Source organism: Psychrobacillus glaciei (assembly GCF_008973485.1).
Taxonomy (GTDB): Bacteria; Bacillota; Bacilli; order Bacillales_A; family Planococcaceae; genus Psychrobacillus; species Psychrobacillus glaciei.
Genome location: NZ_CP031223.1, coordinates 1,059,104 through 1,074,291, shown reverse-complemented (window position 1 = coordinate 1,074,291; position 15,188 = coordinate 1,059,104). Strand labels below are relative to the sequence as shown.

Genomic DNA, 15,188 nt, shown 5'->3' with positions numbered 1-15,188 from the left:
TTCTTAATAAGTAGATTAAATTTTAAAATGACTAACATTGTTTTGAAGAGTTTCTGCTAAATCTGTAAGTGATTGCGCATTTGCAGTTATTTCTTCATTCGCGGCAAGCTGTTCTTCGGTAGCTGCACTTGTATCATTTGCGCCGTCTGCTGCGATTGCCGCAAGACGTTGAACTTCGAGTGAACCTTCTGAAACGGATTCCGCCATCGCTTGAATTTGTTCGATAGCTGCAGAAACGGATTCCACTTTGATTCCAACCTCTCCAACTGCCGTTTCAATTTCTTTAAATACGTCCATCGATTCATTTGTTTTGGAAAGTCCCTCATCCACTTTAATTTCGCCAGCTGTGATCGCTTTTACCGCATCATTAGAAGCAGATTGAATAACTTGAACCATTGAAGCGATTTGCGTTGCCGAGTTTTTCGATTGCTCTGCAAGTTTACGCACTTCTTCTGCAACAACAGCAAATCCTTTCCCATACTCACCAGCTCGTGCTGCTTCGATAGCTGCATTTAAAGCAAGTAAGTTCGTTTGTTCGGAAATAGCTGTAATGAGCGAAGTTATGCTTTGAATTTCATCCGAATGCTTCGCCATATCATGCATAATCATTGTCGTATCAACAAATGTTGTATGAATTGTATTCATTTGGGTAGTTACCTCTCGCACTACTCCAGAACCTTTTTTTACCAATTTTTGTACATCATCTGCAGCATATAACATTTCTTCATTGCTAATAGAAATTTGTCCAACTCCTTGAGTCAGTTCAGTCATCGCTTGGACAGAAGAATCCATATGACGTACTTGTTGCTCACTTGTAACCATTTGTTCCTCAGCAGACTTTGCCACCATTTGAGAAGAGGCAAGACTTTCCTCCGTAGTTGCGGATAACTCCTCGGCGTTCGATGCAAGCTGCATAGAAGAATCTCTTACGCTTGCTACTATCTCACGAAGATCATTGGACATCCTATTAAATGCAGTTGCCATGTCTCCTACTTCATCTTTATTTTTAATGATAATTGGTTCTATCAATAAGTTCCCATCTGCAATCTCTGCCAATCCCGCAGTGACTTTTTTTACTGGTCGTGAAATACTTCTACTTATAAAATAAGCTAAAACAATCCCTAATAGCACTCCTACGATGGACATACCAATGACAAAATTGGTAGCACCTGTTTCATACTTATTTAAATCTGCTCTCGTTTTATCCATATCATCTTGCATAAATTGCTCCAACTCTTTTAAAATTTTCAGCATGTTGGCACTAACCGTTTTCGCCTCTGCAGTGAGCTTATTAATTTTCAAAGAGTTATTATCCATTTTGGCCGCAATGAGATCATCATTTATTTTTGAAAACATATTCATTTTCTTATCAAAGTCATCCATCATTACAATTGTTTCAGTAGAAAATAAATTACTTCTGAACTCTTGTGCTAGTTCTTTTGCTAATGTTTCATTCTCTATAATGCCTTTTTTCGCTGCATCTGTATTAAATAACAAATAGTCCATTAACTCTCTCGTTGTATCCTTTTGAGCTATTACAATATCTTTGGCAATATTAATTTTCATTACTCGATCATCCAATAAAAATCGATATCTACTACTAGTATCGATCATTGTCCAAATTGTTATTACGGAAACAACAATTAATAAGCATAAAATAGCAGAAAATCCCATCCACATTTTTTTGCCGATGGTCCACTTCATAAAAATCCCTACTTTCTAATTCACACTTACTGCATGAAATCGTTTAAATGAAACAAAATGTTCCTTCCAATAAGGTAAATCTAAAGTTGCCTTTTCTACACCTTTAGTGCCTGCATGAATAAATTCATTATTACCTATGTAGATTCCCATGTGGGAAATCCCTATGCCATATGTATTCTCAAAAAAGACTAAATCCCCGACGATTGGATTTGTAACAGGAGCACTACTCGCAAAATAACCCTCGCTACTTTGACGACTAATCTTTAATCCCGCTTGGGTATAAACAAAATAAATAAATCCACTACAATCAAAGCCAGCCATTGTTATACCTGCATTCAAATATGGGATGCCTTGCATACGTCCTGCAAAATCTACTGATAAACTATAAATTGCTTGTCCATTTGAGGATAGTGGTTTTGCTTCATCAAGTAGAGGACCGGGACTTGTAATAAGTTCTTCTGCTTTTACTTGAACTGGTTTCTCAACAGTTTGTGGTTTAACCGGTGAAACAGGTTTCGTAGCTACAACCGTTTGCGGTGTTTTAGTTGATGTCTTAACAATTGTAGGCTTTAGTACGATTAATTTTTGCTTCACGAAAATACTATCTTTCGACAGCTTATTCCATGTTAGTAGATCGTTCACGGTTATCTTATATGTTTTGGCAATGCTGCTTAAAGAGTCCCCTTTTTTTACTTCATATAACGTGTTAGTACTTGCACTTGCTGTCGCTGCGAACGAGAACATTAGTACCGTTACTAATAGCACTTTTTTAAACATATAGACCCTCCTTCTAATTTACTAGTAAGTTAATGATAACATTAATCTATTAATATCTCACTACTATTTTTCTACAAAATATTGCCCAGGAAATATGGTTTATTTGCGATTAATCTAAGTAAAAGAGATTAACTCCTTCGCAATCTAGTCACAAATAGAATTTAAAGTCGCACTAAATCCTTTTACGAGGAGTTAATATTCAGCAAATAGTTACTATATAAAAACTAACTTAGTGTTTTTCAGTTCCTTCATTTATTAAAATAAATTCAAAAAAGGTCTTAATATAATTCTTCTATTTTTTTGATATTCAGCGGCTTTGAAAAATAAAAACCTTGTAGTTCGTGACACCCTAACATTTTAAGTTTTTCCCATTGCTCGATTGTTTCTACACCTTCACTAACCACTCTTAACGATAGTTGCTCTGCAAGATTAATAATTGTCCTTGTAATGCTTAAACTCTTTTCATCACTTTCAATTTCTTGAATAAACTGACGGTCAATTTTAATTTCTTTTATAGGAAAATGTTGCAAATAAACAAAAGCAGAAAAACCTGTGCCGAAGTCGTCAATGCTAACTGAAAATCCTAACTCATTTAAATAATGGATTCGTTCCTTCACTGTTTCATATTCCATCATCGCAACGCTTTCCGTAATCTCAATAACTAGTCGACTTGGAGAAACTTTGTAATAGTCCATTTGGCTCAACAAGTACTTAGGAAAGTCATTATGCAAAAAATGTCGAGATGAAATATTAATGGAAATGGTGTACTGTTTGCGGTGTCCTATATCCCACAATGCTAATTGTTTCAATGCCTGTGTAATAACCCACTCACCGATCGGTATTATTAATCCCGTCGATTCTGCAATTGGGATAAACTCCATAGGTCCTCTAATACCGAGTTTTGGATGATTCCACCTAATAAGTGCTTCAAAACCAGCAATTGATCCGTCCTCGCAGTTCACTTTTGGTTGATAATATAGTTCGAACTCATTAGATTCTATCCCTTTACGAAGATTCATCTCGGTGTGCAAATCATTCGACATCGATGTATACATTTCAGGTTGGTAAAAAGTTTGTGCATTTCTTGAAAATTTCTTTCGTCCATTATTTAAAGCTATTTGTGCTGCATTTAAACAAGCTTTAGCGTTATTTCCATGTTGTGGAAATTGGCTAAAACCAATAGAATATGTTAAATATACTTCTTGATCATCGACCATTATTTGTTTAGCAAGCGCCTCGTCAGCCTTTTCAAAATATCGCTCTCCCATTTGCGGCTTATTAGCTGTATCAAAATAAACGGCAAAATGATCAAAACCGATCCTTGCAGTTAAATAAGGTGCAGGAAATAGCGTTTGAATTCGCAACGCTACCTCTTTTAAAACTTCATCTGCCCCATCAATTCCTAGTACATCTTGAATATCTTGAAAAAGATCTATTTTAAGGTAGATAAAGTAGGTATCCATTGTTTCATCCACTTTTGTCATTCTTTCCGTTGTTTCTTCTAAAAAGGAAGTTAAATTTCGAAGGCCTGTCAAAGCGTCTACCATTGCAAGCCTTTTATATGATTCTCTTTCCACTAATAGCATAATAGAATGAACTATTGATGGCAGTACAAATAAATAATCATCTGACCATTCTCTCCTGTTCGAGTAGCGAATACTTAATACTCCATGAAAGTCTTTCTGATCAGTAAGTTTAAACTCTAACCGATTAGAATGTGTAGATATTGGAAAAATATGCTCATCCATTTGCTCTGCTGACCAAAAATGCTCTTCTTTCATTAATTCGAAGTAGCTAGGATAATCTTTTTGATGCACCTCTGAAACTTCATCCTCCATTTGAATAGAAGAGGCGATTTTAGTAAGTGTAGAGGAATCACTAGAAAGCATCCAAATCGACACTTGATCCACTTCTAGGAGCATCGACGATTTGTGACAAACTTCACCTAGAGCTTCATGTAAAGTTAGATTATACAATTGGCCCATTTCTAACAATTGATCAAATATCTTCCGATTTTTAACGCTATCTACTTTTGAGTTTAATAAAGTATTCACAATACAAATTACCCCCTTCTTTTTGAGGAATATATTACTACAATTATAAACTAAATTTATTAGAATAGTAAGTCTACTTGTATGAATTTGTAGAATAATGAGTATTTATGTAAAATATGCATCTATTTTATTCTTGTGAATAGGAAAATGGATTTTAAGAGAGAAGTGCTGAAAAATAGTAAAAAGCTCCAAGACTTTGATCTTGGAGCTTTTCTATTAAAGTTGTGTAAGTTCTATTAGCAGTGGTTGGATCTTTTGATGCCATAGTTCAAATGCAGGATATAGAAACTTTGATACTATCTCTTGTTTCTCTTGTGATTTTTCAAATAAGCCATCCATTTTATCAGTCGCTAAAACAACTTCATCAAACGAATTTATCGCTTCAACAATGGAGGCATTATCTTGAAATAGGACGGATAAATCTTGATTAACCTGGACAATTCGTACAAAGGCTGTAAAGATATCACTGAGTACCAAGTCACCTTCTGTTTTAGAGTAATCTTGAAAACTAGCCAATACATATTGAAAGCCTTCCTCGATAGATTCTAGCATTTCACGATATTGATGGACTAGTTGTAAATGTTCTTCAATGAAAGTTGACATGTTGTTGACTCCCTCTAAAAAATCTGCAAAGCATATGCTAGATGCCGGTTTGTGTATTAATTTTTCTTATCGTAAAATGTGCCATCTCGATATACTTGAGCATAAGGGTCCATATAAGCATGGACGGACACTTTTTTCTTTTGTTGCTCTGTAATATTGAGGCGAATGTCATTCATAAACAATTTCATTTTTTCTTGAAGTGCTGCTTCTAATGGGAGTAGCTCTTTTCCAAATGCTTCTTCCTCATTTGTGAATGGCGCTTGAATGGATGGTTGCAAGGTATCTCGTTCATCTAACAACTTCTCCATTTGTTCAATCACGGCATCACGCTTATCTTCTTCTCGCATATCCAAAATGCGTACTAAAAGTTCTGTCGCATTTCTCCATGCCATTAGACTATTGCGAATCATATTTCACCAGTAGAGCCATATTGTTTTTGACGATTGATTTGTATGACTTGCTTCCAAGTATCACGGAATTCCGTCGTATATCCAATCACTTCATCCACTTTTGCTAGATCATTTTGAATATTTGCTTCGACTAAATGATTAAGCATATATTCATATAAGGTAATCATGGATTTAGAAACAGGTACAGACATATCGAGCGTAATCATCAGTTCACGCAAAATATTTTGTGCTTTTTGGATATTCGTATTTTTTAGTTCAATATCTTTCGTTTCTATTCCTTTTTTAGCTTGATTCAAAAATTTCAAACAGCCATTATACAACATGAGTGTCAACTCACCAGGGGTAGATTGGGTCACACTATTTTGTTGATAGGCTTTGTATGGATTATTCACAGCCATGAAGACACTCCTCTTTTCAATAACAATATAATTAAAACTTCTGATTAGTTATTACTAAATGCATTTGTAAGCTGAGCAGACTGCGCATTTGCACGTTGAATGGCCGATTCCATCGCTGAAAATTGTTTGTAATAACGACTTTCTATTGTTTTAAGGCGAGCTTCGAATCGAGTAATTTGATCATCGTAGCCTTTAAGTAAACGCCCTATGGAAAACGTTGAATTAGGGGCACCAGTTATTCCGGCTTTATCAGTTAATTTAGTTCTACTCTGAATGATACTAGTACGAATTTTTGAAGCCAGACCTGTATCCTTTTCCGTAGATCCCGGTTTTGCAAAAACTTCATATACTTTGTTTGGATCAGCATTAATCGCTTCTCTCAGTTTTGTTTCGTCAATCTCTAATTTACCATTCGTTAAGTAATCTTTAGAAGTTGTTATACCGATGTCACTCAAACGCAGAGTACCAGATGTACCTTCAACAACACTGTTTAATGCGGAGCGCATACTTTGAAGCATACTCGTTAGAATTGATTCATTTTTAAGAGTACCACTCTTTGCCTTTTCTTCCCAAAGTTCAATTTCTTTTTCCTTCATATCTGCTTTTTGTTCAGTAGATAGTGGTTGGAAATCGCGATATTTTACTTCCCGGACTTTTGCGTTTAACTCTTCGATCAATTTATTGTAATTATCAACAAACTTCTTAACTGCATCCACTATTTTATCCGTATCAGGAGCAGAACTGAAAGATACCGAATTTGTTTTTGAGGAATCCGTTGGATCAGTAGTTACTTGTTTTAAAGATATCTCAAATCCATTAATTTGGAAGGAGTTACTAGATCTTTCTGTTTCCAAACCATTAAAAATAAACTTTGAATTTACACCGGATTTCCCATTTCCATCTTGTTCAGCAATAACGTTATTTGTTGATAAATTAAAAAATGTTGCCAAATCCCCACTTACTTGCATCTCAACGTCACCAACAACATTTCCGGAGTTTTTAGCCGTCATTGCAATTTTACCCGAAAATGAATCGTAAAAAGCTGACACTCCAGATTCACTATTTATCTTTTTCAATACTGATTCCAGAGTATCCGTTGAAGGATCAAAAATAATTGTTTTCGTATTTTCCGCCTTTAAATCCCCCCCCGCATCAATCGCATTAATGGTAACCGAACCAGTTGTTCCTATATAACCTAATTTACTCATTGTCAATTTTGTATCAATATTTTTCCCGATACTATCATTGCTTTGCATAGATGCCTGGGATGCTAAACGAGAAACGGAAATCGTTCCGGAAAATTCAGAAGTTCCACTTACGCTTTTTATACTAACTGCATCTGGAGATGATACATTCACGGTTTTAGCTAAAAATGTGGATTGTTTCATCATCGTATCAAAAAGGTTATTACTAAAGTCATTTAGTTTTCTATTAATCGATCGATAATCTTCTAATTGCCACTCAGTATATTGCTTTTTCTGTGTTATTTTATCTAAAGGAATTCTCTGAGCCTTCATTAAATCCTTAATCATCGACTCTGTATCCATACCACTCGCTAATCCGGTAATACGCACGAAATCACCAACCCTTTATATTTTTTTATCAACAAAAAGTCCCATAAAATCCTGCATTGCTGCGTACATATCCAACATTTTCTTTGATGGAATTTCTCGAACTACTTCATCTGTTTTGGAGTCTATTAACGTCACATAATACATATTCAGCTTTTCATGATATTTAAAACGCAATTCGGTATTTGTCGTTTCCAAAAACTTGTTCATACTGTCTGTCATCTTTTTCGCTTTTTCAGCAGGTAAGAAATCTTGTTCTGCGTTTTCTTTAGAATCGGAAGTTTGAGCAGAAACGGATACAATAGGTTCCACAAAAGAATCGTGTTCTGCTGTTTTAGTTATCATATTAAATGGAATGTTAACAGCAGAGTCAGTAATACGATTTACCATACAAAATCTTGCCCCCTAGATAAGTACATGTCTTAGTTTATATATCGGTTATGAACAAATGTTATTAACAACGGATTTACATTAAGTTGGTGATAATAGATGGAGGAGGTTTTAGTCATCTGATAAACAAATATATTATTAGTTTATAATAAAATAGAGAAGAATTCTCTTGGGGAAAAATTAATATAATAATTTTACGGTTAAATTGTAATTGCAAGTGAAATGATATCTAAAAATGTTCTACTACATATCATGCACATGTTTAATATTAAAACTGAGTAGTAGTCCATTGTTAGAATTGTTTCTTACACTGGGAAAAGTTATCATTTTTTTCGCTGATTAAATTCAATTATGAAAAAACACGGCCGATTGCTCGGACCGCGTTTTAATAACCAGATTAACGTAATAATTGAAGCACGCCTTGTGGTTGTTGGTTAGCTTGAGCAAGCATAGCTTGAGCAGCTTGAGAAAGAATTGAGTTCTTAGTTTGGTTCATCATTTCTTTCGCCATGTCTACGTCACGGATACGAGATTCCGCAGCAGTTAGGTTTTCAGAAGATGTGTTTAAGTTATTGATTGTGTGTTCTAGACGATTTTGTACAGCACCTAGTTTAGAACGCTCTTCCGAGACAGTTGTAATAGCATTATTAATTGTTTCAATAGCTAAGTTTGCCTTAGATTGACTTGAAACATTTATACCGCCTTTTGCTGTTGCTTCATTAGTGACAGTACCATTTGCTCCGATAGTCGCTGATGTAGATTCTGTTACTGTTTGAGCTATTGCAGTAGATTTTCCAGCTGAATAACCAGCTCCAGAAGTTAAATTTCCTTTTACTGTATCAAAATCAAAGTTAACTGTTACAACTTGATCAGTAGCATCAGATCCAATAACAGCACTAGACTGATTGTTATGGACTACGACTTCCTTACCAATTCTACCTGCACCTGCACCATCGTTATCTAAAGAAATAGTTAACTTTTCTGCAGTTGCTGAAATTGTTCCTGTTGCACCTTTTGCAATACCTGTAACTGCCATGTCTTTCACTGCAACGCCGTCTTCTAAAATCCAGTCAGCTCCATTATTAGTACCAACAGTTGCTGATTTCCAGTTTTTCCCTCCATCAGTTGAGAATTGCAAATCAGTAACTTTTCCGGCACCATCTACAGCAGCAGCTTTTAATGTGAAAGTTTTATCAGAAGAACCTGTATATGCACTAGCATCATCTACCATAGATGTTAGACCACCTGCTGTAACTGCAACTGCGGCATCATCATACTTTATAGCAACATGTTTCCCATTAACTCCCCCAGCTGATGTAGTATCAACACTGGAAATTCCCGTTTTAGCAAGTTCTGCACTTGTGACAGTAGTACTAACTTCAGAACCAGCAACACCTAAAGATTTGGCATCCATTGCTTTAATACTTAAACTTATATTTTGACCTTTATTAGCGCCAATTTGATAAGTGTTCTCTAATCCGCCTGCTAATAAATTTTGTGTATTAAACTCTGTAGTATTAGAAACACGAGTAATTTCCTTCGCAAGCTCATCAACTTCTGCTTGTATCTTTTTACGATCATCGTTTGTAGTTGTATCATTTGCTGATTGAACGGATAATTCTCTCATTCTTTGCAAAATATCGTGAGTTTCATTTAATGCACCCTCACCAGTTTGAATAAGTGAAATCGCATCTTGTGAGTTTTTAGAAGCTTGGTCCAACCCACGGATTTGTCCACGCATTTTTTCAGAGATTGCTAGACCTGCTGCATCATCTCCAGCTTTATTGATACGAAGACCTGAAGCAAGCTTTTCCATCGATTTAGATTGTGCGTTTGTCGCAGTTGATAACTGACGGTGTGTGTTAAGTGCTGCAATATTGTGATTGATAATCATTATTAGTTCCTCCTTGAAATGTGTTGCTCACGTCCTTGTGAGCAGTGTTTTAGTATGTTGAACAAGAGAACCGAGCCGGCCGGACCTCGTTTTTCTTGCTTACATAGATAGTATCGGAATGTTTTTTCATTGTTTAATAGCTTTTTCTATTTTTTTGAATCTTTTTGTCGATTTATTGGAATTGTTTTTACTTTTGTTTAAATATGTCCAAGTTTTTAAGCACTGCTTCTGTATTCGAATTAGACACATCTTCTCTTAATTCCCCACGGATAACGTCAATGCTCCTTGGTGCTCGGATGCCTATTTTTACTTGTTCTCCTTTTACTTCAGAGATTACGATTTCCACGTCTTCCCCAATCCAAATTGTTTCTCCTGCTTTGCGTGAAAGAACTAGCATGTGATCACCCTTTTATACTTTCTGTTGAAATGAGGTGACGAATGTCGTGTTCTTCGTTATTTAAAATAACTTGTTTCGCTTTTTTATTTGTTGTATTTAAAACGATTGGTGCTTTTAGATTGATGGTAGATGTTGCAATTGTTTCTTTCAATGAAACAATCGCAAATACTGCGACTTCTTTTTCTTCATTTATTTGCAAAGTGTGAACCGTTGCTTCGTCTAATTCAAATGTATAGTTGTTTGAGATTGTATATGGATTTGTAATGATAAATGCTAATGATTCAGTATGTGTCGATTGTAATACGTTAAAAACTTCGTTATCTTCTACTGGAAGTAACGCGAAGAATTTTTCTTGTTCAAATCCTGGTATGCCATGCTCAAAATTTACAATACTGGATTCTGCGACTTCTATTTCGCCCAAATAGGCAGTTTTCAGTTTCATGTTGTTTTAGCTCCTTACGATTCTTTATACTAGCCAATCAATTGTTATGGAGGGATTTTGTAACATCTCTACTGTTACTTTTCCTGGCGTGTATGTATGGATTGGTTTGTTGGTTGTTGTGTTATTAATTACTTGCTGTGGTTCTACTCGTATATCGACGGTTCCTGGTTGAAAGCTTTCTTTAACACTACCTTGAGACGGGATGAATTGAATGGACAAAGATGAATACGGTTGTCTTCCCCATTGCATTGCTTGACTAGCTATGGGATTTCCACCATTTTCAATTCGCATTAGCTCATTACCTTCTTGTGCTCGTCTGGCAACTCCTTCTAATGCCGTTTGTCTTCCGTAATCTGCAACTTCTGCAGTTCTTCTGTTTGAGCTCATTAAATCTAAGTCAGCTCTTGCTTGTTCGGTATCTATGGAAAGCGTGGGTTGTGTCGTTTCCATCGTTTGTATTGCTTTTGGCTGTTGTAAGTCTAGATTGGCTTTCGGTTGTTCAATTTGTTGCACGGCCTTTTGAATGTTTAAACCGATTTGAGCTTTTGTGGTCTGGACTTGAAGTTTGGGAATATTCATTTTTGCTCCCCCTTTAAAGAAAGCGCTTGGAACAAGTTGTCCAAACGCTTTTATTTATTATCGTAAAAAGTCTACTAAGCTTGGTTGAATGATTCGGGCACCCACTGAGAGTGCTGCACGGTGAATTGATTCTTGTGTGATCATTTCAGTGATAGCTTTTTCATAATCGATATCTTCGTTAGCGGAAAGTTGTTTTGTTACAATAATTTCTTGTGCGCCTAGTCTGTCTTCCATCATTTCTACACGATTTTGACGTGCTCCGATGTCTGCACGGGCACCTAAGACTGAATCTTGATTTTTATTAATATCTTCTAAGTATTTTCCGATATCCGCTCCTGTTGCTACCGGAACTTTTGAACTATCTAGGGATGATTCAATATTTTCCATCATCTTATCAATATCTTCAAACATTGTTTTACCATTTGTATTTACTTTGATTTCTACCCCATCGTAAACTTCAATATTAACGGCACCATCGACCCCAGTTTCTCCTAATATAGATCCGTTGCTGTCGTATAGTGGTGATAATGTCTTTGTTCCGGAGAAAATATATTTATCTCCAACTTTCGTATTGGCTAAATCACGAATTTGTGCTTTTATTTGAGTTATTTCATTTTTTATCTTATCTCGATCTTCAGGAGTTTTTGTATCGTTCGCAGCATCCGTTACTAATTCTTGTACACGTTTTAGTGCTAATCCAACTTTATCAAGCGCATCATCTGAACTATCTAACCAGTTGTTCACTTCTCCAAGATTACGTTGATATTGTTCTACTTTTCCTAAATCTGTACGGTACCCGATACCTTTTATAGCTACTACCGGATCCTGGGAAGGCCTAGTAATTTTTTTTCCCGTGTTAATCTGTTCTTGTAATGTTGCCATTTTGTTATAACTATTAGACAAATTACGAAGCATATTAGTCGAAAGCATTGATTGCGTTATGCGCATATGATTGACCTCCTAATTATAGTCCTACTCGTCCCATACCGTTGATAATTTTGTCTAATGTTTCATCTATTACAGTAATCATACGAGCAGAGGCATTATAAGCTTGTTGGAATGTGATCATATTCGTCATTTCCTCATCTAAAGAAACAGAACTGACTGAAGCACGATTATTCTCCACTGTTAATTTAATTGTAGCTGAATTATAAGCCAATCGATTTGCTTGTTCACCATCAACTCCAAGTTTACCAATGATAGATTGATAGAAAGATTGTACAGTAGTATTTGTTGCGGAACCAATCGTTAAAGGATCGAATTTCATCTTACTAAGTAATAATGCATTTGCCCCATTCCCCTCTTCTTTTCCAGTGGATGAAGAGGCAGCTAATAAAGACGGCTCGCTTTCAAAAATAGAATCTACAGAAATAGTACTTGCTGATATTGATATAGGACTACCCGTTTTAGAAACAAAAAAGTCTTTACCAACATCACCGTTTAAATCAGTACCACCTCCGTGTATTTCGTTAAACTTTTTAGCGAAAGCAGCAGCCATATCGTCTAAGTTCTTAAGCATCTCAGGATAAAATCCTGTCGTAACACTTTTATCTGTATATCCATAAGAGTCAATGGTTGCTAGCAATTTACCTTTACTTTTGTCTAAATCGCTATAACTAATTGTTCCTCCTTTTATATTTCCCTTACCTTCCACCGTAAACTGAGTAAAAGGTTCAAAACTATTATCATTATTTAAACCATCCGCCTTTAAAGTTACAGCATCTTTTCCATTTACTACCTCAACTAATCCGCTGTTTGTTTTAATAGATACCTTTACTGTGCCTTCTGCAATCGCCAGTGCGTTTCCGCCTGATTTAGAATACTCTAATTCAATTGGGAAATAGGTAGTTAATTCATCCAGCAAAGTATCTCGAGTATCATATAAATCATTTGGCATATAACCATTAGGTTCAATTTGTTGAATTTGCTCGTTAATGGATGCAATTTGTTTCAATATAGAGTTCACATCATTTGTTGAAACTCGAATTTCATTCTTTAAATTCCCTTGGATATCCGTCAATTGTTTATTGATATAGTTAAATGATTCTGCAACTGCAATACCTCTTTGCACGACTACTTTTCGTGCACCAGCATTTTCTGGATTAGTACTTAAATCTTGAAGCGACTTCCAAAACTGATCTAACGATGTGTTTAAACCAAAATCAGATGGTTCTGAGAGAATATCTTCCATCTGGGAAATCGCATTAGATTTTGTTTCCCAGTATCCTAGTTTGTTAGATTCTTGACGAAATTGGCGGTCAATGAATTGATCTCGTATACGTTGAACAGATTGTGCTTCGACGCCCGTTCCAATAAATCCAGGAACTTTTGCTGCATTTAGACCCATTCCAGGGTAAGGTAGAGATGTTTGCATGTTTACACGTTGGCGTGAAAACCCTACTGTGTTTGCGTTTGAAATATTATGTCCCGTTGTATACAGTGCGGATTGTTGTGTTGTAAGTCCGCGTTTACTTGCTTCTAGTCCCATAAATGTGGAGCCCATGGGTTCGCCTCCTTATGCTTGTGAGTCGAAGTAGGTTTTGTCTTGTGAGGGACCTTTTACTTCGGTTTTTGAGTAGTTTATTTGATCTGGCTTCGGTCGTAACATTTCTAGTGTTAAGTTGACGAATTGTAATGATTGGAGAGTTAGTTTTTGGTTTAGATCGTTTTGGTGTCTTAGTGTTTCTAGAGTAAGTAGGAGCTTGTTACGTGCTGCCCCAAGCAGAGCCTTTTCTTCGTCTGTGTTGGTATTTTCTAAAACTAGTGCAACAGTTGGGTTGTCAGTAGGAGCAATTCCTTTTGCTCGAAGGTAATCCGTTACCTCTAATTGACGCTGATGTTCCAGTTGAGAAATGCCTGCTACATGTGCCTGCTCGTCCTTGAGCAGTTGGTTTAGACTGTCCATGTCCCCGGTTTTGATGGCTTCTGTTTTTTTGTATGCAATTTCTAGTAAACTTTTGTGCAGCTTTTCAAGTTTCGTTAGAGCTTGCAAAATTTTTTCGATGGACATGTTTTTGAGCTCCTTCTAAATACGGTAATAATTGAGGATGTTCGATGCTAGTTGTTTCGCATCTACTTTGTATGTTCCTGCATCGATATCTGCTTTTATAGCAGCAACTCGTTCTGCTTGTTCTACTTCAATTGGAGATTTTATTTGCATGTTTTTTGCTGCAGATGAAATTTCTAGTTGATCGGTTGTTGGTTTTGGTGTGTTTTGTGCTTTTTCCGTTTGTTGCTGGTTGCGTTTGTATGGATTTACTTGGTTTAAAGGTATATTTGAAATTTTCATGTTTTTTAGTCCTCCCTTCTTCTATAAGAAGTGTCTATAGGTTATTTCGGTTAGAATTTTGAAGTGTTTAGATTAATTTAGATGAAATATATGGAATGTGTAAACCCGCGTCCCGTGTCAGCCACAATTTGGGGAACAATTGAGTCTGTCACAGGTACGCTAGAGCGGGAAGATAAGAAAAAGACTGTAGACAAACTCAATTTTTATCGAGTTTGCCTACAGTCTGAAACTCCTATATTAGGTGGGAGTTATTTTTGTTTATGATAGGTATTTTCGTGGGTGTTCACTTTTTCTCGGAATTCTAAAGCGGCGTCTAATTGACGGAGGCCGGATTTAAACTCTTCTGTACACCCTTTGCATAGTTTTCCTTGAATGGTTAATTTTCCACAATTGTCGCATGGGTAGCCGAGGTTTGGGAACATGGCTGGTTGTAGTCGGCCTTTTCGAACCCACTTGTGTAGAAGGGATTCTTCCACGCCTGTTACTTCAACGATTCGTTCGACAGTAGCAGCACGATTTTCACGTTTACGAAGGAAACGGTACACAACTTCATATAGTTTTTCTTCATTCATTGCACAGTTATTACATACTTCTCTTAGTCCTGTATAGTTAAAAAATTCGCCGCAGGAAGGGCAATTTTTCAGTTCTCCCATGGTAGATCCTCCTTGGTTCAATATCTC

Annotated in this window: 17 protein-coding genes; all 17 read right to left on the bottom strand. The window is 36.2% G+C overall.

All coding sequences use genetic code 11. The annotated features are described in order from the left end of the window. Window positions 1-15 precede the first annotated feature (15 nt). On the bottom strand, window positions 16-1,704 hold the full coding sequence (locus tag PB01_RS04795; RefSeq protein ID WP_151699140.1) for a HAMP domain-containing methyl-accepting chemotaxis protein: 1,689 nt from the start codon (window positions 1,702-1,704) through the stop codon (window positions 16-18). A 15-nt stretch (window positions 1,705-1,719) separates the two neighbouring features. After that, complete coding sequence (locus tag PB01_RS04790; RefSeq protein ID WP_151699139.1) at window positions 1,720-2,481, bottom strand: C40 family peptidase; 762 nt, start codon at window positions 2,479-2,481, stop codon at window positions 1,720-1,722. Between the two features lie 278 nt (window positions 2,482-2,759). After that, a complete protein-coding gene (locus tag PB01_RS04785; protein WP_151699138.1) occupies window positions 2,760-4,535 on the bottom strand; it encodes a putative bifunctional diguanylate cyclase/phosphodiesterase in 1,776 nt (591 codons plus the stop codon). Window positions 4,536-4,751: 216 nt separating this feature from the next. Beyond that, window positions 4,752-5,138: a DUF8042 domain-containing protein gene (locus PB01_RS04780; protein ID WP_151699137.1), complete on the bottom strand. Its 387-nt coding sequence runs from the start codon at window positions 5,136-5,138 to the stop codon at window positions 4,752-4,754. A 56-nt stretch (window positions 5,139-5,194) separates the two neighbouring features. After that, on the bottom strand, window positions 5,195-5,548 hold the full coding sequence (locus PB01_RS04775; protein ID WP_225986170.1) for a flagellar protein FliT: 354 nt from the start codon (window positions 5,546-5,548) through the stop codon (window positions 5,195-5,197). After that, window positions 5,545-5,946, bottom strand: coding sequence for a flagellar export chaperone FliS (fliS, locus tag PB01_RS04770; protein ID WP_151699135.1), 402 nt, complete (start codon window positions 5,944-5,946; stop codon window positions 5,545-5,547). Before fliS ends, PB01_RS04775 begins: the two co-directional genes overlap by 4 nt. Window positions 5,947-5,990: 44 nt before the next feature. Continuing rightward, window positions 5,991-7,520, bottom strand: coding sequence for a flagellar hook-associated protein 2 (locus PB01_RS04765; protein WP_151699134.1), 1,530 nt, complete (start codon window positions 7,518-7,520; stop codon window positions 5,991-5,993). Window positions 7,521-7,535: 15 nt separating this feature from the next. Beyond that, a complete protein-coding gene (gene flaG, locus PB01_RS04760) occupies window positions 7,536-7,907 on the bottom strand; it encodes a flagellar protein FlaG (protein WP_225986169.1) in 372 nt (123 codons plus the stop codon). A gap of 397 nt (window positions 7,908-8,304) precedes the next feature. Next, the gene (locus PB01_RS04755; RefSeq protein WP_151699133.1) at window positions 8,305-9,801 is read right to left on the bottom strand and encodes a flagellin N-terminal helical domain-containing protein; all 1,497 of its coding nucleotides are present in this window, start codon (window positions 9,799-9,801) and stop codon (window positions 8,305-8,307) included. A 187-nt stretch (window positions 9,802-9,988) separates the two neighbouring features. After that, the gene (gene csrA, locus PB01_RS04750) at window positions 9,989-10,198 is read right to left on the bottom strand and encodes a carbon storage regulator CsrA (RefSeq protein WP_151699132.1); all 210 of its coding nucleotides are present in this window, start codon (window positions 10,196-10,198) and stop codon (window positions 9,989-9,991) included. 4 nt (window positions 10,199-10,202) lie between these two features. Beyond that, window positions 10,203-10,640 carry a flagellar assembly protein FliW gene (fliW, locus tag PB01_RS04745; protein ID WP_151699131.1) on the bottom strand — a complete coding sequence of 146 codons (438 nt, stop codon included), beginning with the start codon at window positions 10,638-10,640 and terminating at the stop codon, window positions 10,203-10,205. A 24-nt stretch (window positions 10,641-10,664) separates the two neighbouring features. Next, entirely contained in the window at window positions 10,665-11,219 is a 555-nt protein-coding gene (locus PB01_RS04740) for a DUF6470 family protein (protein WP_151699130.1), read from the bottom strand. 57 nt (window positions 11,220-11,276) lie between these two features. Beyond that, entirely contained in the window at window positions 11,277-12,167 is an 891-nt protein-coding gene (flgL, locus tag PB01_RS04735) for a flagellar hook-associated protein FlgL (RefSeq protein ID WP_151699129.1), read from the bottom strand. Between the two features lie 16 nt (window positions 12,168-12,183). Further along, window positions 12,184-13,722: a flagellar hook-associated protein FlgK gene (gene flgK / locus PB01_RS04730; protein ID WP_151699128.1), complete on the bottom strand. Its 1,539-nt coding sequence runs from the start codon at window positions 13,720-13,722 to the stop codon at window positions 12,184-12,186. Between the two features lie 12 nt (window positions 13,723-13,734). Then, the gene (locus PB01_RS04725) at window positions 13,735-14,229 is read right to left on the bottom strand and encodes a flagellar protein FlgN (RefSeq protein WP_151699127.1); all 495 of its coding nucleotides are present in this window, start codon (window positions 14,227-14,229) and stop codon (window positions 13,735-13,737) included. Window positions 14,230-14,244: 15 nt separating this feature from the next. Then, window positions 14,245-14,508 carry a flagellar biosynthesis anti-sigma factor FlgM gene (gene flgM / locus PB01_RS04720; protein WP_151699126.1) on the bottom strand — a complete coding sequence of 88 codons (264 nt, stop codon included), beginning with the start codon at window positions 14,506-14,508 and terminating at the stop codon, window positions 14,245-14,247. 248 nt (window positions 14,509-14,756) lie between these two features. Next, on the bottom strand, window positions 14,757-15,161 hold the full coding sequence (locus tag PB01_RS04715) for a TIGR03826 family flagellar region protein (RefSeq protein ID WP_151699125.1): 405 nt from the start codon (window positions 15,159-15,161) through the stop codon (window positions 14,757-14,759). Window positions 15,162-15,188: the final 27 nt, after the last annotated feature.